Source organism: Aureibacter tunicatorum, from assembly GCF_036492635.1.
Taxonomy (GTDB): domain Bacteria; phylum Bacteroidota; class Bacteroidia; order Cytophagales; family Cyclobacteriaceae; genus Aureibacter; species Aureibacter tunicatorum.
Genome location: NZ_AP025305.1, coordinates 2,674,891 through 2,693,361, shown reverse-complemented (window position 1 = coordinate 2,693,361; position 18,471 = coordinate 2,674,891). Strand labels below are relative to the sequence as shown.

The 18,471-nt window shown below is 38.0% G+C and carries 15 protein-coding genes; 6 read left to right on the top strand and 9 right to left on the bottom strand.

What is annotated here, in order from left to right:
- Nucleotides 1-15 precede the first annotated feature (15 nt).
- The 8 genes from AABK36_RS11600 to AABK36_RS11565 all read right to left on the bottom strand — a co-directional run bounded on the left by AABK36_RS11600 (nucleotide 16) and on the right by AABK36_RS11565 (nucleotide 9,339).
- Nucleotides 16-1,002, bottom strand: a complete 987-nt coding sequence (locus tag AABK36_RS11600) for an oxidoreductase family protein (protein ID WP_309938860.1) — start codon at nucleotides 1,000-1,002, stop codon at nucleotides 16-18.
- A 104-nt stretch (nucleotides 1,003-1,106) separates the two neighbouring features.
- Nucleotides 1,107-2,474, bottom strand: a complete 1,368-nt coding sequence (mtaB, locus tag AABK36_RS11595; RefSeq protein ID WP_309938861.1) for a tRNA (N(6)-L-threonylcarbamoyladenosine(37)-C(2))-methylthiotransferase MtaB — start codon at nucleotides 2,472-2,474, stop codon at nucleotides 1,107-1,109.
- 208 nt (nucleotides 2,475-2,682) lie between these two features.
- Nucleotides 2,683-4,011: an MFS transporter gene (locus AABK36_RS11590; protein ID WP_309938862.1), complete on the bottom strand. Its 1,329-nt coding sequence runs from the start codon at nucleotides 4,009-4,011 to the stop codon at nucleotides 2,683-2,685.
- Between the two features lie 68 nt (nucleotides 4,012-4,079).
- The gene (locus tag AABK36_RS11585) at nucleotides 4,080-4,748 is read right to left on the bottom strand and encodes a bifunctional 4-hydroxy-2-oxoglutarate aldolase/2-dehydro-3-deoxy-phosphogluconate aldolase (RefSeq protein ID WP_309938863.1); all 669 of its coding nucleotides are present in this window, start codon (nucleotides 4,746-4,748) and stop codon (nucleotides 4,080-4,082) included.
- A gap of 29 nt (nucleotides 4,749-4,777) precedes the next feature.
- Complete coding sequence (gene uxaC, locus AABK36_RS11580; protein WP_309938864.1) at nucleotides 4,778-6,178, bottom strand: glucuronate isomerase; 1,401 nt, start codon at nucleotides 6,176-6,178, stop codon at nucleotides 4,778-4,780.
- Nucleotides 6,179-6,213: 35 nt separating this feature from the next.
- Entirely contained in the window at nucleotides 6,214-7,242 is a 1,029-nt protein-coding gene (locus AABK36_RS11575) for a PfkB family carbohydrate kinase (RefSeq protein WP_309938866.1), read from the bottom strand.
- 75 nt (nucleotides 7,243-7,317) lie between these two features.
- Nucleotides 7,318-8,508, bottom strand: coding sequence for a mannonate dehydratase (gene uxuA / locus AABK36_RS11570; protein ID WP_309938867.1), 1,191 nt, complete (start codon nucleotides 8,506-8,508; stop codon nucleotides 7,318-7,320).
- 24 nt (nucleotides 8,509-8,532) lie between these two features.
- Entirely contained in the window at nucleotides 8,533-9,339 is an 807-nt protein-coding gene (locus AABK36_RS11565; RefSeq protein WP_309938869.1) for an SDR family oxidoreductase, read from the bottom strand.
- 198 nt (nucleotides 9,340-9,537) lie between these two features.
- Between AABK36_RS11565 and AABK36_RS11560 the strand changes: the two genes are divergently transcribed.
- Nucleotides 9,538-10,566 (top strand): LacI family DNA-binding transcriptional regulator, encoded by a 1,029-nt coding sequence (locus tag AABK36_RS11560; RefSeq protein ID WP_309938871.1) that lies wholly within the window; start codon nucleotides 9,538-9,540, stop codon nucleotides 10,564-10,566.
- Nucleotides 10,567-10,632: 66 nt separating this feature from the next.
- Here the strand turns inward: AABK36_RS11560 and AABK36_RS11555 are convergent, their stop codons facing one another.
- Complete coding sequence (locus tag AABK36_RS11555; RefSeq protein WP_309938872.1) at nucleotides 10,633-11,301, bottom strand: YceI family protein; 669 nt, start codon at nucleotides 11,299-11,301, stop codon at nucleotides 10,633-10,635.
- Between the two features lie 137 nt (nucleotides 11,302-11,438).
- On the opposite strand from AABK36_RS11555, the gene AABK36_RS11550 reads away from it, so the two are divergent.
- From AABK36_RS11550 to gshAB, 5 genes are all read left to right on the top strand, one after another.
- Nucleotides 11,439-12,272 (top strand): hypothetical protein, encoded by an 834-nt coding sequence (locus AABK36_RS11550; protein WP_309938873.1) that lies wholly within the window; start codon nucleotides 11,439-11,441, stop codon nucleotides 12,270-12,272.
- 157 nt (nucleotides 12,273-12,429) lie between these two features.
- Nucleotides 12,430-14,085, top strand: a complete 1,656-nt coding sequence (locus tag AABK36_RS11545; protein WP_309938874.1) for a fumarate hydratase — start codon at nucleotides 12,430-12,432, stop codon at nucleotides 14,083-14,085.
- 187 nt (nucleotides 14,086-14,272) lie between these two features.
- Complete coding sequence (locus AABK36_RS11540) at nucleotides 14,273-14,575, top strand: ArsR/SmtB family transcription factor (protein WP_309938875.1); 303 nt, start codon at nucleotides 14,273-14,275, stop codon at nucleotides 14,573-14,575.
- A gap of 212 nt (nucleotides 14,576-14,787) precedes the next feature.
- Entirely contained in the window at nucleotides 14,788-16,140 is a 1,353-nt protein-coding gene (locus tag AABK36_RS11535; protein ID WP_309938878.1) for an MATE family efflux transporter, read from the top strand.
- Complete coding sequence (gene gshAB / locus AABK36_RS11530) at nucleotides 16,137-18,446, top strand: bifunctional glutamate--cysteine ligase GshA/glutathione synthetase GshB (RefSeq protein WP_309938879.1); 2,310 nt, start codon at nucleotides 16,137-16,139, stop codon at nucleotides 18,444-18,446. Before AABK36_RS11535 ends, gshAB begins: the two co-directional genes overlap by 4 nt.
- Nucleotides 18,447-18,471: the final 25 nt, after the last annotated feature.

Below are 18,471 nucleotides of genomic sequence, written 5' to 3'. Positions count from 1 at the left end.
AAAGTAAAAGAAGGTTTAATGAACTATGTCAAGTGCTTTGTTTGTCATTATTTGGCTGTATTGGTTTAGCTTCCAATGATTTGGACTCCAGCCTAATAAGAATCTCTCGAAATCTGCCCAAGCAAATGGATATAATTGCCTCCATTCGGATTCTAATTCAGAGAAGTTAAATCTTATATCCAACACAGTTAATGCCTTTTGCAGTTCATTAAAATAAAAATCCAAAACGTCTTTTTCGTATTGAAAGCATTCTTTTTCATTCATGCAACTTCCAATGAAGTAAGCCAAGTCTTTCATTCCACAGCCACCACCTACATATTGAAAATCTACAGCTCCTGCCTTGTCCCCATTTTGGGAAAAGCAAAAATTAGCAAGTTTGGCATCGCCATGGACAAATGTTTTATACTTTCCACTGGAAAGCTTTCGGTCGATAAATGCCGCATTTTTCTTAAGCGATGATTCAGGCATGGATTTAAGTTCATTAGGCCTTGTGTTTAGATGCCAATATGTGCCGGTTTCCCATAGGCCTTTAGGTTCTTTGTTTAAAAATGTGGCGTGAAAGTTTGCAAGCCATTTGATACAGGCTTTAGCTTGTTCCCAAGTAATTTCTTGAAATGTAGAAGGAAAACCGATCTCATTCATGTCTTCCATGTAAATTATGAAGTTGCTTTTGCTTTGTTTTTGCACTTCAATCAGCTTGGGAACTTTGCATTCATCTTGACAAAGCATGGCCCAGTTTTCAAAGAATTCAAGCTCGATTTGATAAGAAGAAAGTTTTCTTTGATGAGAAAAATCGTTGCTCCAGCCTCTAGGGTGTGATTTTAATGAATCAGCATTAATATGTTTGGCTATTATACTATTGTAGCAAGTGTTATTATCCAGATAGATTCGCTTGATTGAACCATAGCCACTCCAAAGTTCTTGTAGTATTTCAGTTGATTTTACAGTTGAACCGTTTAAGGAGTTCGATTTAAAAGTTATGTTTAGTTCATTTTTTTTCATTAGCATGAAGAGAGAATAATCTGAAAAGGTGAGTGGTCTTAAATTAGTGAAAGTGATGATTAGAACAAAATAAAAAAAGGGAACGATAAGTTCCCTTTGGCATATTAATGTGTTTCGTAAGTCTGTTCAATTTCTTTAACTTCTACTGTGCCGTTTTCTGATACTTTATCGAGCGTGACAGCTTTTGTTTCGTTGATTAGCAAAGGATCGTACTTTGCGCAAACCCTGACATAATTCTCAGTGAAACCGTGTATCATGCCATCTTCTATATCATCTTCGAATAAAACAGTAAAATCGTTTCCTAATTGACTTTCATAGAAATGCCTTTTTTTCTTTTCCGAAAGTATTCTGAGCATTTTAGAACGTTCATTCCTTTCTTTTTGAGGAACTATATTTTCCATCTCAGTTGCTAATGTATTGTCTCTTTCAGAGTATGTGAAGACGTGAAAATATGACACATCCAGTTCATTCAAGTAATTATATGTATCCAAAAAGTCTTCATGGCTTTCTCCGGGGAACCCGACAATTACATCGACTCCAATGCAACAATTAGTAATCAGCTCTTTGATCTTTTGTACGCGTTTAGTATATAAATCGCTTTTATATCTTCTACGCATCATGCTAAGCACTTTGTCCGATCCTGATTGCAAAGGGATATGAAAGTGAGGCACAAACTTGTTTGAAGTGGCGCAGAATTCTATGATTTCATCAGATAATAAGTTTGGCTCTATAGAAGATATTCGAATTCTTTCAATACCATCAACTAGATCAAGCTCTTTGATCAGGTCAATGAACTTCTCAACTCTTTTGCCGTCTTGAATACCAAAGTCGCCTGTATTAACACCTGTCAATACGATTTCTTTTACTCCTGAAGAAGCGATTTCTTTTGCGGACTTAATGACATTAGCAATGCTGTCGCTACGACTATTTCCTCTAGCGAGTGGAATAGTGCAGAATGTACAGCTATAGTCACATCCATCTTGGACTTTTAGAAATGTTCTTGTTCGGTCATTGATAGAAAAAGCATTATTAAAAGCTGTGGCTTCTTTGATTTCTGATGCAAAAACTTTCGCTTCTTTTTGATTTGTTTCCGGATGGTATTTCTTTTCAAAGCCATCAAGCACGTCAATAAGCTTGAATTTTTCAGCTGCTCCTAAGACTGCGTCAACACCAGGTATTTCGGCGATTTCTTTGGGCTTTAATTGCGCGTAGCAACCAATGATTACAATATAGGCTTCCGGAGATATTTTCAATGCTTCTTTGACAACGCGTTTACACTTCTTGTCGGCATTGTCGGTAACCGAGCATGTATTGATTACAAAGATGTCAGGTGTATCCGTGAATTCAACTTTTTCATATCCTCTCGCCTCAAAGATTCTCGAAATGGATGATGTTTCGGAGAAGTTTAGCTTGCATCCCAAGGTGTAGAAAGCTACTTTTTGCTTGGTGATGTCCTCTACTATATTTGTCATTTTCGTTCTTGTTCTTCAATTTTGGCCTAAGCACTTATTAATGACGTGCTGATCGGCAAAATATTCCGCAAGTTACTCAAAATAAATAATATTTTGATGCTTTTGATGAATTAGCTTTTAATGTGGAGTTATCTATTTGAAAATGAGTAAATTAAGGTGGTTGATGTGAAGAGACGGAATAAAGGATTTATTCCGCCTTAATAAATTGTTAGCATTTAGCCATTTTTAATTTTGGAGCGAGTAGTTGAACCATTCCAAAGGCAATTAGGTATCCAAATGACATGAGAATAAATGGGATTTCATAAGCGCTTCCAGAAGCTATTTTTTCATCGGTAAGTATGTTTCCAAGGCCATAATCAGCCAAGGCACCGGCAATTATACCAGCACATCCTCCAATTCCGGAAACAGATGCGACGAATCGCTTAGGAAAGACATCAGATGCCACTGTCATAATATTGCAGGACCATGCTTGATGAGCAGCCGCTGTTAATGAAATAAGCATGATTGAAGTCCACATGCTGTCAATGAAAGGTACCATAGCAACAGGCAAAACGACAAGTCCGCAAAGTAGCATGGTTAGTTTTCTTCCTTTATTAATATCCATATTCATTTTTTCGATAAAAAATTTAGGAAGCCATCCGCCAAAGACAGAGCCAAGGTCGGCTATTACATAAATTGTAATCAAAGGCAAGGCTAATGCTTTGGTGTCCGCTTCATATTGATCGTTCAGGAATTTCCCTCCCCAGAATAAGAAAAAATACCAGACAGGATCAGTGAATGATTTTCCAGCGATAATTGCCCAAATTTCTTTTGTTTTAAATAATTTGAACCATGAAGACTTTTGTTCTTTGTTTTCTGGATTAGCTGCTTCATCTGATTGAATGTAGGCGAGTTCTTCTGGGCTAACTTCAGGGTGGTCTTCGGGTTTTCTATACACTCTGTTCCAGACAACGATCCAAATCATGCTAAAAGTTCCTGTGACCAAAAAAGGAATCTGCCAGCCATCGCCATTGTCCTGCACTACAAAGGCTACGATCAGCGGAGCGAGCATAGCGCCTACATTAGCTCCGGCATTGAAAATGCCTGTGGCAAAAGCACGGTCCTTTTTAGGAAACCATTCAGCAACGGTTTTTATGGCAGACGGAAAATTCCCAGCTTCGCCAAATCCTAACCCAAAACGAGCGAAGGCAAACCCTACCCAGCCCATTGCAGGTTTGATAACGGCATGCATCATTCCTGAAATACTCCAAAGCGAAATGGATATGGTATAACCTTTCTTTGTCCCCATTTTGTCAATTAGCGAGCCCATGGTTAACAAGCCCAGACCATATGCGATTTTGAATGAGATATTGATATAGGCGTAGTCCATTGTTGACCAGTCAAATACTTTGAACAGGGTAGGAGCCAACACTCCCATGATGCTCCTGTCCATGTAATTGATCGTAGTGGCTACCAGCAAAAGCGCTAGTATTCTGTAGCGATATTTTCCTATTTTCTTATTTTTGGTTTCTTGCTCCAATGTGCTTTTAGTATTCATGTTAATAGTTTTAAAAGTTAAGAAGAGAGAAAAACACTGAATGATTAACGTAATAAATAGTTAAACCACTATCTTAATTCCGAAATCCATTCAATAACGTTTTGTGTTTTTTGCTGTGTATCTTTAAGGTTGAAATCTCCGTTTTCCATTTTTGTGAATAGTTGTGAACCCAGACCGACGCATAAGGCTCCTGAAGCAATCCATTGCTTGATATCTTCTTTTTCCGGAGTAACGCCGCCAGTAGGCATAATATGAGACCAAGGGCAAGGACCTTTCACTGCCTTGATGAAATCGGGGCCGCCGACTTGTTTGGCGGGGAAAATTTTAACCACTTCGGCTCCCCATTCTTCAGCTTGTGAAATTTCCGTAAGTGATCCGCATCCCGGCATCCAAGCAATTTTTCTACGATTACAAGCTTTGGCCATTTCTTGATTAAGAATAGGAGAAACGATGAAATCAGCTCCTGATTGAATGTATAAAGAAGATGTTGGAGCGTCTATGATGGAGCCAACGCCCATTTTCATCTCAGGTGTTTCTTTTCTCGCATATTTAACCAGTTCAGCGAATACTTCATGCGCGAAATCACCTCTGTTTGTGAATTCAAATACTCTGGCGCCTCCTTCATAACATGCTTTGAGGATAGATTTGCATACATTTATATCTTGATGATAAAAAACAGGCACCATCCCCGTTTTTTTCATTTCTAAGACTACGTCGATTCTTGAAAATTTAGCCATATCTTAAGTGTTCAGTTTGAGTAAGTGAATTAGAATTTGAAATAGTTTTTAGCATTGTAATAGCAGATATTTTCCACCATCTCTCCAAGCCATAGAATGTCATTTGGCAGAAGTCCTTCTTCTACATCTTTGCCAATAAGGTTGCATAGAATTCTTCTGAAATAATCATGTCTAGGGAATGATAGAAAGCTCCTAGAATCAGTTAGCATACCTACAAAACGGCTAAGAAGACCTTGACTCGACAATGCGTTGAGTTGCATTTCAATACCTTCTTTTTGGTCTAAAAACCACCAGCCTGAGCCAAATTGTATTTTTCCTGCGGTATTTCCATCTTGGAAGTTTGCGATCATGGTCGCGTACATATAGTTGTCGGATGGGTTGAGATTGTATAGTATGGTTTTGGCTAATTGATCTGTTTTATCCCATCTGTCCAGCATTGAGGCTAAAGCTTCAGCATTTGTGGGGTTTCCAATCGAGTCGAAGCCTGCGTCAGCACCAAGTAGGTTGAACATTCTTGACGAACTGTTTCTTATTGCTCCAATATGGAATTGCTGCGTCCAATTTTTTTCATGATACATTTGGCCAAGCTTTTCCAGCACTGCGCATTTGAATTTTTCAACTTCAAGATTTGAAATAGATTTTCCAGATAGGAAATTTTTGAAAATAGCAATGATTTCATTTGTGTTGAAATCTGCATTCGGCAATGAAGTGAATCCATGGTCGGAAAGTCTGCATCCATTGGCATGGAAGAAGTCAACTCTTGATTGCAATGCATTTACTAATGATTCAAAAGAATCAATTTCAAAGCCGACAATTTTAGATAGTTCGGTTAAGTATTTACGATATGTTTTGGGGTTTTCAATAGCGAAAGCTTTATCAGGTCTGAAAGTGGGCAGTACCTGCGTTGAAAAATCGCTTTTAGCGATTGCTTGATGATATTCAAGGCTGTCGATTGGGTCGTCAGTAGTGCAGACAACTTCAACATTGAATTTTCTAAGCAGTCCTTGGCACCCAAATTCTTTTTTAGCGAGTAATTCGTTAGTATCAGCGTAGATTTTCTCAGCGGAGTTCGGATTTAAGAGCTCATTAATTCCAAAAACTTGCTTTAACTCCATATGAGTCCAGTGATAGAGAGGGTTTCTCATTGTATGAGGAACCGTTTCCGCCCATTTTTGAAATTTTATGAAATCGGAGGACTGTCCTGTGCAGAATTTTTCATTGATGCCATTTGCTCGCAGTGCTCTCCATTTATAGTGATCTCCTTCCAACCAAGCTTGAGTCAAATTTTCAAATTGCCTGTTCTCAGCGATATCTTTCGGGCTTAAATGACAGTGATAGTCGATGATAGGCATCTTTGAAGCATGCTCATGATAGAGTGTTTCCGCGGTTGTATTGGAAAGTAAAAAATTATGATCTAAGAATTTCTTCATGATTGATACGAAGTTTGAAAGTGAATGAAAAAGAGTTATCGAGATACTCTGCCAGCACTCTGACCACTGGCTAATGCTTTGACTTCCTCGATAGATGCTAAAGAGAAGTCGCCATGTATGCTATGCTTGATTGCTCCTGATGCTACAGAAAAATTGATTATATCCTCTGAATTATCGAATAATAGCAAACCAGCGATAAGACCAGCCATAGCGGCATCTCCACCTCCTACACGATCCACAATGTCCGGAACTTCAATTTCTTTTGCGATGGCAAATTGGCCTTTATGATGTAAAGCGGCTGACACTTGATTATGAGAAGCGGAAGCTCCTTTTCTGATGCTTAAGGATACAGTTTCAAGGTTCGGGAATCGTTTTTTTGTCTCAATGCAAATGTTTTCAAGCAACTGAGTTTGGTTTTCATTTAAAGTTTTTAGGCTTTCGATGCCCAAAACTGATTGCATGTGCTCTTCATTTCCAAGAACAATTGTACAGTATTTTACAAGCTCAGGGAGAACTTCTTTGGCATCTTTGCCCCAATTCCATAATTTTGATCGGTAATTCAGATCCATGGAAATTTTTAAACCAGATTTATGAGCGGCTTTGACTGCTGATAAGGTTAATTCATAAGCAGATTCGGATAGTGCCGGTGAAATGCCTGTGAAGTGGAACCATTCAGCATCTTTGAAAATTTCTTCCCAATTATATTCTTTAGAAATAGCAGTAGTGAATGAAGAGTGTTCTCTGTCGTAAGTAACTTGACTTGCTCTACAGCCTTTGCCCACTTCCAAAAAATAAATACCTAATCTTGTACCTCCTCGTGAGATGAATTGAGTGCCTACATTGTGCTTGCGGAGTTCGCTTATAACTGTATCTCCTAATGGATTTTCTGGGAGCTTAGTTATTTGCTCAACGTCAAAGCCAAAATTAGCCAACGCTATAGCGACATTCGCTTCGCTGCCTCCGTATGCGGCGTCAAAACTAGAGGATTGAATGACTCTATTATTATTTTGGGTGGCTAAACGCAACATGATTTCTCCGAAGGTGACGATTTTTCCTGATTTCATTCTGGTTTGGTTTAAATGGAAAAATTAATGAGATGATTTAAAGCCGGTTAGTTATTTCTGGCTTTGTTATGGGTTTTAGTCTTTTTTCAAACTTTTTTCTATCCCCATTTCTAATCCTCTTAGCTCCGCGAGACCTCTCAGTCTTCCAATACAAGAATAGCCTGGGTTGGTCTTTTTAGTTAAATCATCTATCATCTTATGTCCATGATCAGGTCGCATAGGCATACGAGTATCCATGCGTCCATTTTTAACTCTGTTTCTTTGTTCTAGAATCAACGATTTCATGACTTCATACATATCCACATTTCCTTCTAGGTGGTTGGCTTCATGGAAATTACCATTGTCGTCTCTCTGGGTGCTTCTCAAATGAATAAAATGTATATGCTTGCCAAGACGATCGATCATGCCAGATAGATCATTGTCTTCTCTCACACCAAATGATCCTGTGCACATGGTAAATCCATTGCTTGGAGATTTCACTATATTCAAAAACCAATTAAGGTCTTCTTCTGTGCTTATGATTCTTGGAAGACCTAATATAGGAAATGGAGGGTCGTCCGGGTGCACAGCCATTCGCACTCCGTATTGTTCAGCGATAGGAATAATTTGTTGAAGAAAATAAGCGACATTTTCTCTTAGTTTGTCTTCATTGATGTTTGAATATTCATTCAAAACACCTTGAAATTCAGTTAAAGAATAGCCTTCTTCAGCGCCTGGCAAGCCGGCGATTATATTGTTTGTGAGTGTTTGAATCTCTTGATCAGTCATCGAGTCAAACTTAGTTTTCGCTCTGTTTTTTTGATCAGAGCTATAGTGAGTTTCAGCGCCGGGTCTTTTAAGTATATGAAGCTCAAAAGCGGCAAAGGCATCCGCTTCAAATCTCAAGGCTTCCGAACCATCTTCAACTTGGTAAGAAAGATCTGTTCTTGTCCAATCCAAGACTGGCATGAAATTATAGCAGATTGTATCTATGCCGCATTTCGCTAAGTTTTGGATGCTTTCTTTGTATGCGTTGATGTATGCTTCGCGTGATGGTTTGCCCTTTTTTATGTCTTCATGGACTGGAATGCTCTCAACAACAGACCAAGAGAGCCCTTCTGATTCTATCATGTTTTTTCTTGCCATGATTTCTTCTACAGACCAAACTTCGCCATTTTTGATATGATGCAATGCGGTTACAATTCCTGTTGCACCGGCTTGTTTTATGTCTTGGAGACTAACAGGGTCATTGGGACCATACCATCTCCATGTTTGTTCTAATGCCATAATATGTGATGAAAAATGAAAAAATTAAACTCCAGTAAAAGCGCTGAATCCTCCATCAATTGGAAGCACTATGCCAGTGACAAAGCTTGCGGCATCTGAACACAAGTAATGAATTGCTCCATTAAGCTCTTCAGCATCTCCAAATCTACCCATAGGAGTGTTTTGGATGATAGTGTTTCCTCTGTCAGTATATGAGCCATCCGGATTTGTCAATAGTGCTTTATTTTGCTCACCGATGAAAAATCCAGGAGCAATGGCGTTTACTCTGATTCCAGATCCAAATTTTTGAGTCATTTCCACGGACATCCAGCGAGTGAAGTTTTCGATAGCTGCTTTGCCCGCTGAATAGCCAACAACTCTTGTAAGAGCTCTTGATACAGACATGGACGAGATGTTGATCATAACTCCGGAGCCTTGATCAGCCATGACTTTACCAAAAACTAAGCTGGGCAATACGCTTCCATTAAGGTTTAAGTCTACCACTTTTTGAAAATCGCCCATTTTCAAGTCAAATATGGTTTGGTCGGGTCCAATCGTGGCTCCGGCCATGTTTCCTCCGGCAGCATTGATTAAAACATCTATGCGACCCCACTTTTCCAAGATTTTGTTTTTAGCGTTTTCAAGTTGTTGCTCGTCAAGCACGCTTGCTGCAATGCCGAACACTTTATCGCTGATGAGTTTTAGTTCATCCACTCTTTTGCTAGTGGCTTCCTCTCTGAGATCTAGAATGCAAACTTTTGCTCCAGCTGAAGCTAAGCTTTTCCCCATTGAGCCTCCTAATGCGCCGGAGCCTCCTGTGATGACAATTACTTTATCGGTTAAGTCGAACATGCTAGTGGTGTTGAAATTGTATTTTTATAATTTATAAGCACTTGCTTAAAACAGAGATAGTCATGATGGGTTAATTTTGAAAATGTCTTTGAGAAAAAATTTACTCAAGCGATTTCGAAACCGTTTTCGTTTTATTTAGTAGATTTGTTCATAGTCCTTGATATTGAATAGGTAGTTTTAAATTTGTATTTTTTTTATATGGCAAAATCGAAGTCCATACGAATGAAAGATATCGCCGATAGATTGGGGGTATCTGTGTCAACAGTCTCGAAAGCGATAAAGGGTAGCTATGACGTAAGTGCGAAAACCAGAGAAAAAGTCATGAAGTTGGTGGAGGAGCTGGATTTCGAGCCTAACAAGCAAGCTCAAAGTTTATTGCAGAACAAATCATATACTTTAGGTGTCGTTGTGCCTGATTTGGATAATAGCTTTTTTGGGTCGATTATCAGAGGTATTGAAAATATAGCGTATCAGAATGGCTATAACTTAATAATTTGCCAATCTCATGAAGACTCAGTGCGTGAGTTGTCGGATTTGAAAAGCTTGATAAATCATCAAGTCGACGGGCTTATTTTGGCTTTGGCTTCGTCGACAAAGGATTTGAAGTATTTGGAAAGCTTAAAAGCAAGGAATTTTCCTTATGTGTTGATTGATCGCGGGAATGATGATTTAGGTGTAAGTCAAGTGCTGGTGGATGACTTTACTGGAGGAATGAATGCCTCGAAATTATTGTTTGAAACAGGCTGTTTGAATGTGGCTCATTTGGCAGGACCCGAAAAATTAATCAATGCTACCGAAAGAGAAGAGGGGTATAAACAAGTCTGCGAGGACTTTGGATTTGATCCATTGGTAGTACATTGTGAATTTAATGAAGAAAAATCATTTGAAAAGACTTTGCAACTATTGCAAAAACATCCTGAAGTAGATGGGATTTTCGCAGCTAGCGATCGAATAGCTGTAGGCGCGATGCAAGCTGTAAAGTCATTAGGAAAGTCGATTCCTGAAGATGTTTCTGTAATTGGGTTTTCTGACCTTGCGTATTCTAAATATTTAGAGCCCGCTTTGACAACGATTTCACAGCCGGCGGGAGATATGGGTGAGAAAGCGATGAAGGTATTGTTGGAAACAATGAAGCAGAGTGAGGATGAAAATGTAAATCTGGCTGAGAAGTTTGTTTATCAGACTAAACTTATAATAAGGAATTCAACTAAAGAAATAATACAATAAATTGTTGGGGGGTAATCAACTCTTACCCAGTGTGTTAATGGGTAAGAGTTATATGTTAATTTAGTTCTATCCTATTTTTTGTGGAGCAAGTTTCCCTTTTATTTCGAAAGAAACATCTGGCCATAATTTTGTTATTCCATCACTGCCTTTGTGAAGCCCTTCGCATTTTTCATTCAATGACTTGACAGCTTCTTGTCCATTCCATTCATCAAGGTTTATAGTGCCCGTCATCGTAGCAGTATTGTCTTCGATGTTTACAGTGGCAGTAGTTTCTTTAGTTACATCATTTAAGGTCAATGAAACCGTTGCATTTCCATTTTCATCAATGCTAATAACTTTTCCTTTGATAGACTCTGTATTTGCCATTTTACCAAAGAAAAACTCAGTGATTTTATTATCTCTGATTTCCAAGCCTGAGTTTGTGCTGGCAGTTAAGATTTCGAATTCAATTCCGTTGATGCAATCAGTCGCAGTTTCCGAAGCATTCAAGTTTGATACTTTTATTTGATCGAATTTGCCTTTTACGCCTACTTTCTCAGTTGTTTTGAAAGCCGTCCAATTTACTTCGATTGAATTTTCATCCAATTTCAGGACTGAACTATTGATTGTAGCGTCATTTGCCGACTCAATTACTTCTTCCTTAATTGTTTCCTGCTTTTCTTTAGTTTTATTTTCACAAGAAAAATTAGCAAAGCCAATGGCTAAAGCTATCGCTGGGTAGATGATTCTTTTCATGTTTCAATCTGTTTGATGTTTGCGGTAAAATTAATCAAAAATAATTCTCATGAAAACACTAAAGGAAATTTATACGCTCAATGAATGCTCAAACAATAAAAGTTGGGTGAGGTTGGATAGTATAAAAAGGAGGTGGTGTGAAATTATTTTTGAGTATTATAGCGGTTGGGCTTTTTGGGGTTTTGGTTAATAATAAAGTTGGAGGCGAGGTGTTGGATGATGAAAGCAGGGAAAAAGATAAAGTGTCTTTTGTTGAAATAGCGGGTCCAAGAAGTGTTGATATTTCAACGTACTTTTATGATACAAAGGATAGGTTGGATAAAGTCGTTGTCGATGTATATTTCACAAAAGATAATGTTGCCGTGATTGCTCCAAAGCCAAATATCGATAATCGAATTTTTACAAAGGCCGATGGCGATAAAATCAGCAATAGAGAGTCAAAGGCTTTGTTGCTTTATGATATCAAATATGAAGAGTTGGGAAAATACGATTATCAAGAATTGAAATCAGCTAAAATTAGAAGTTTGCAAAATTTTTTGAAGGCTATGGCAAACGAGGGCAATGATCTGGAAATAGTTTTGAACATCCCGTCAAGTAGATTAGGCGATCGAATTTTGCATCCACAGCCCAAGAATTCAGTGGCAATGATATTGACGCAGACTGAGCCTTTTATTAATCAATTGAACATAATGTACCTATCTTCGGATAAAAGAGTTGTAAAAGAATTAAATAAAAAGAAAGTTCCAAAAAACTTGATAGGCTATAGAGAAGATGTCACTAATATAATATCGGACCCTTTAGAAGTCAGTGGAATGTATGGCAGTCATTATTTGAATACGTATTTAGTTGAAGATTCAAAAGTATTACAAAATATGACTGAAGGTATTAATACTCTGGCTTGGGATATTAATGACAGAAATGACATTAGAAGAGTAAAAAAGTGCGGTTGTAGTCATTATTCCAAAAATTAAGGCAAAATGCAGTTCATAATTTAGAATTTTTCAAAATTAAAAGTTAATTGCAAGCATATGAGTTAGCTCATCAATTTATTTAAGATCAATATTTATATTTGTTATGGGTGACGCAAATAGTGTTTTCCAAATAAACAACAAATAGGTATCGATAAATATGAGCGAGTTTTTTTATCAAAAACCTTTTCCAATAGAAAAGGATACTACTGAATATAGAAAAATCACTTCAGAGTACGTTTCCACAATTGAAGTTGATGGAAGAAAATTTCTTAAAGTTGACCCAAAAGCACTCGAGATCTTGGCAAAAGAGGCCATGTCAGATGTGTCTTTTTATTTGAGAGGTTCGCATCTTGAGAAGTTGACGAAAATATTGGAAGATCCCGAGGCTACTGATAATGATAGATTTGTAGCTTATACATTGTTGCAAAATGCTTCGACTGCATCCGAGGGACAGTTGCCAAGTTGCCAAGATACAGGAACAGCTATAGTGATGGCTAAGAAAGGAGAGAGCGTAATCACAGGAGCTGAGGATGCCGAGCATTTATCCAGAGGAATTTATGAGACCTATAAGGAGCGTAACTTGAGGTACTCTCAAGTAGTGCCATTGACAATGGTGGAGGAGAAAAACACCGGCACTAATCTTCCGGCTCAGATAGATATATATTCTAAGAATGGAAATTCATATGAATTTTTGTTTATGGCCAAAGGCGGAGGCTCTGCGAACAAAACGTATTTGTATCAGCAAACAAAGTCATTGTTGAATGAGGAGAATTTGACGAAGTTCATTCATGAGAAAATAAAGGACTTGGGTACTTCGGCCTGCCCTCCATATCACTTAGCGTTGGTAATTGGCGGAACTTCAGCGGAATCGACATTGAAAGCTGTTAAGGAAGCTTCAGCTGGTAACTTGGATCATTTGCCTACTGAAGGCAATATGGGAGGTCAGGCGTTCAGGGATTTGGAATGGGAAGCAAAGGTTCAGCAAATATGCCAAGAAAGTGCTATTGGAGCTCAATTTGGGGGTAAATATTTTACTCACGATGTTAGAGTGATTCGTTTGCCGAGACACGCTGCCTCTTGTCCAGTTGGGCTAGGTGTTAGTTGCAGCGCTGACCGTAATATCAAAGCTAAAATCAACGAAGAAGGAATCTTCGTAGAGCAACTTGAGAAAAATCCTTCCAAATTTGTTCCAGCGGTAGCTCCGAATCTTGAAAAGGCTGTTGAAGTGGATTTGAACAGACCAATGGAAGAAGTATTGGCCGAGCTTTCAAAATATCCAATCAAGACAAGATTGAATCTTAAAGGAACTTTGATAGTGGCAAGAGATATGGCTCACGCTAAAATCAAAGAGATGATTGACAATGGCGAGCCTATGCCGGAGTACTTCAAGAGTCATCCAATTTACTACGCAGGGCCAGCAAAAACTCCGGAAGGAATGCCTTCAGGTAGCTTTGGGCCAACTACCGCAGGTAGAATGGATCCATATGTTGAGCCGTTCCAAGCCTTGAAAGGATCGATGATCATGGTGGCCAAAGGAAATAGAACGCAGCAAGTAACTGATGCGTGCGCAACTCATGGAGGTTTCTATTTAGGTTCGATTGGAGGACCTGCGGCTATTTTGGCAAAAGAAAATATCAAGTCTGTGGAAGTGGTTGATTTTGCTGAGCTAGGAATGGAAGCGGTAAGAAAGATCGAAATAGAAAACTTCCCTGCTTTCATTATTTGCGATGACAAAGGGAATGACTTTTTCGCTGATATTGCCAATAATGCTGTGGTTGAAAAGAAAGAAGAGCTTGAAGAAACAGCTTCTTAATATAAAATAACAAGGTTGTTGTAAAATATAATCTTAGACATATTTAAAAGAAAACGACGGACTAAATTAATATTCTGTCGTTTTTTTATTTAACAGAGGTGGTGTGGATTTAATATTTAGTTCGTGTTTTTACGAAATGAATGAGAGGATGTTTTGAAACTTTGAATTTAGTTCGTATTTTTGCGAAATGAAAAATGTAGCCGAAGAACATGTAAAGCTTGCAAGATATGCGAAAGCATTAAGCCATCCGGCAAGGGTGCATATAGTAAAATATTTGCTGGAACAACCTTGTTGTTATAGTGGTGATATGTCTGAAGAACTTTCTATGCCCAAGTCTACATTATCGCAACATTTGAAAGAATTGAAAGACTCAGGGATAATTCAAGGACATATTGAAACTCCTAAAATTAGATATTGTATAAATGACGGCAATTGGAGCGAAGTGAAAAGTTTATTTGATGGTTTGTTGAAAATTCAAACATGCTGTTGATGCATAGGTGGATTTTCAGTTGGGTTGTAATAGATATACAGAGCCAAGCAGCTTTGTAGATGATGAGCTTGATAGGAATAAAATTTTATTGGGCTTTTTTAAAATCTTTGATGTTCGTGTTTTTGCGAAATACGAATTAAATATAATCAATCATAGTTTTAAATAGCTTTGAGCCTCCTGGATGGGGACGTAAGAAGATTGAGGGTAGGAAAATGAATAACTTGACAAAAGGTAGCATATCAAAGTCCATATTGTTATTGGCAGTTCCGATGATTGGAACATCTTTCATGCAGTTTGCCAATAATATTATTGACATGTTTTGGGTGGGGAAATTAGGAAGTCAGGCCGTTTCAGCGGTTGGGGTGTCTGGGTTCTATACGCACTTGATATGGGCGATAAGTTCTATCATTACTGTAGGAACCAGTATTAGAGTATCTCACGCTTTAGGGGCTGAAAATCGCAATGAAGCTAAAGTTATAGCAATGAATGCGGTGAAGTCAACTTGGGCTTTGTCTCTTCTGTTCACAGTATTGATGTTTATAGGAAAGCCTTGGTTGGGAAGTTTTTTTAATCTTTCTGTTGAAGGAGGGTTTGATGAGTATTTTGTTTGGATGGCTTTAGGTTTGGTTTTTACTCAAACAACCAACGTTTTGGCTAGCGTTAGCATGTCTCACGGCGACTCAAAAACGCCTTTCAGATTTAGATCAATAGGTATCGGAATCAATTTGGTGTTGACTCCATTTTTTATCTATGTATTGGGAATGGGAATTAACGGAGCTGGTTTAGCTACATTTTTGTCACAGCTTATTGTGGCATTGCTGTTTTATGGTTACAAGCATAGGGATTATTTAGGGGATTTGAAGGCGAAGTTGAATAGGGAGGTGCTTATTCCTATTGTTAAATTAGGTGTTTCACCTTCTGTGCAGCGTATTATATTTTCACTAGCGAGTATTGCGATAGGCAAGATAGTGGCGGAATGGGGGCAGGAAGCTATTGCCGCTCAGAAAGTCGGCCACCAGCTTGAGGCAATGACATTTATGACCATTGGAGGGTTATCAGGAGCTATGATGTCTTTTTCAGGTCAAAATTTTGGAGCCAAGCAATATGGTCGAATAAAAGAGGCTTACAGGGTAACTTTAAGAATGGCATTGGTCTTTGGAGTTTTGATGACTTTATTGTTGTATACCCAATCAGAGCCATTGATGAGATTGTTTGTCCAAGATCAAAAAACGGTTGAGATTGGGATGAGATATTTGCAAATCGTAGGCCTGTCTCAAGTATTTATGATCATAGAAATGCTTACGACGAGTTTAATCAATGGTTTAGGCGAGACAAAGTTGCCTGCCAGAGTTAATATTTTGATACTTTTATCCAGAATTCCATTGGCATTGTTTCTGGCTCGGCCTGATATGTTGGGCATTGATGGTGTCTGGTGGACGATTTTTATAAGTACTTTTTTTAGAGGATTGGTGATCTCTATTATTTATCAAAAAACAATGAGATCGCTTGAATCAAATCAATATTCAGATTTTCAAGTTGAAAAAGAAAAAGCTTTAGCTAATTGAATTTAAAGAAAATGGACTGCGGGAAGATAAAGCTAACTCAATTGCTGGAAGGAGAGTTTGGCATTGAGAAAGAAAATGTAAGAGTAAAAGAGAATGGTGAAATGTCCTTGACTGTTCACCCGAAATCTTTGGGGGATAAATTAACGCATCCTTATATCACTACGGATTTTTCGGAGAGTCAGGTGGAGATGATTTCACCAGTGCAAGAAAACATTGATGAAGCGGTTGGCTTTATCAAGACGATTCATGAGATCGTCGACGCCTCTTTGGAAAAGGGAGAGTATTTGTGGCCTCAAAGCATGCCGCCCATTTTGCCGGAAGATGAAAATCTTATTCCCATTGCAAGCTATGGTGAAAATGGCAGAGAATTGGAGTCTTATCGAGAACATTTGTCAGCGATATATGGGAAAAGAAAGCAGTTAGTTTCTGGAGTGCACTTTAATTATTCATTGAGCGAGAATGTGATGAAGGTGCTGTATCAGTCCAATACTAATTTAGTGGAGGATTATGATGCGTTCAAGGAAAGAGTGTACATGAAAATCGCTGCGAACTACATGAAAAACCATTGGTTTTTAGTGGCATTGCTTGGCGCTAGTCCTGCGCTTCATTCTTCCTATTATAAGTATATCTGCAAATGCGATGATATTGTCAATTATGGCAAAACATGTTATGCTGAAAATGCGACATCTTTTAGAGTTGGCAGATGCGGATATAGAAATGAAAAAGAATTTATATTAGATTATACTAGTTTCAATAATTATAAAAATAGCATTAACAAGTTGATTGAAGACAAAGTCATCAACTTCGCTAAGGAAAACTATTCAGCTTTAAGAATTAAAGAAAATTCTCAAGAGAAAATTACGCATCTAGAAGTTAGACATATAGATTTGGACCCTTTCGAAGCTTCGGGTTTATCTGAGATTAATTTGAAAATGGTTCATTTGCTTTTAATTTATGGATTGCTTGAAGATGATAGTCATTATGATGTAACACATCAGAAAATTTCCCATCACAATCAAGTAACTGCTGCTGATTTTGGTCTAGACGGAAGAGTGAGGATGTTTGATGAGAATGGCAATTCAATTAGTTTGCAAAAATACTTGGAGTCTTTTTATCAAAAATTAAAAAGAAAACTTTCTGTTGAAGATTTGCCTGATGATTATGCGTCAGCGATGAAAGAAATGAAGAGGTTGGTAGAGCATTCTGAGTCAAGATTGTCTGCCAAAATACTCAAGGAAATGAACAACACGGATGATTATGTGAATTGGCATATGTCCATGGCTCAAAAGCATAGAATGTCAGTAAAAGGCAAAAATTATAATTTCCATGGTAAAATGGATATGGAATTATCCACTCAATTATTGATGCGAGAGGCAGTGAAAAGAGGTGTGTCCATAGAGCTCATTGACAGGCCTGAAAACTTTATCAGACTTGAGAAATTCGGCCATGAAGAATATGTTGTGCAAGCGACAAAAACGTCATTGGATAATTACAGCAGTATCTTAATGATGGAGAATAAGGTGGTGACTAAGAAAGTGCTTGAAAAGTCAGGCATACAAGTCCCAAAAGGTGACAGCTTCTTTGATATGGAAAAAGCCAAGTCGTATTTTCAACTTATAAAAGGCAGTTCGATTGTCGTTAAGCCTAAATCAACCAATTTTGGATTAGGAATAAGCATTTTGAAGTCCAATGATTCGGTAGAGGATTATGAAAGAGCTGTGGAAATAGCATTTGAACATGATGACACCATTTTAGTAGAAGAGTTTGTCACAGGGCGAGAGTTTAGAATTTTCGTCATAGAGGATGAAGTGGTTGGAATACTGCATCGCGTGCCCGCAAACGTCAAGGGAGATGGGTTGCATACAATTGCGGAATTGGTGGATTTAAAGAACCAAGATCCTTTGAGGGGAAAAGGGTATAAGACTCCTTTGGAAAAAATTGCCAAAGGAGAAGCTGAGGCTATGTTCCTAAAGTCCCAAGGTTTGGATTTTGATTCTATTCCTGAAGAAGGGCAAGTTGTTTATTTAAGGGAGAATTCAAATATCAGTACTGGCGGCGATAGTATTGATTTTACGGATGATATTCATCAATCTTATAAAGATATTGCAGTAAAGGCAATGAAAGCATTGAATGTCAAAATTACGGGCTTGGATATGATGATTGATAATATTGCTGAACCAGCTACATCAGATAACTACAGTATCATTGAGCTGAATTTCAATCCTGCTATCCATATTCATTGCCACCCTTTCAAAGGAAAAAATAGAAAACTGAATGAGAAAATTATGAATGCTTTAGGTTATTAAATAAAAGAAGGATATGAAAAAAGGT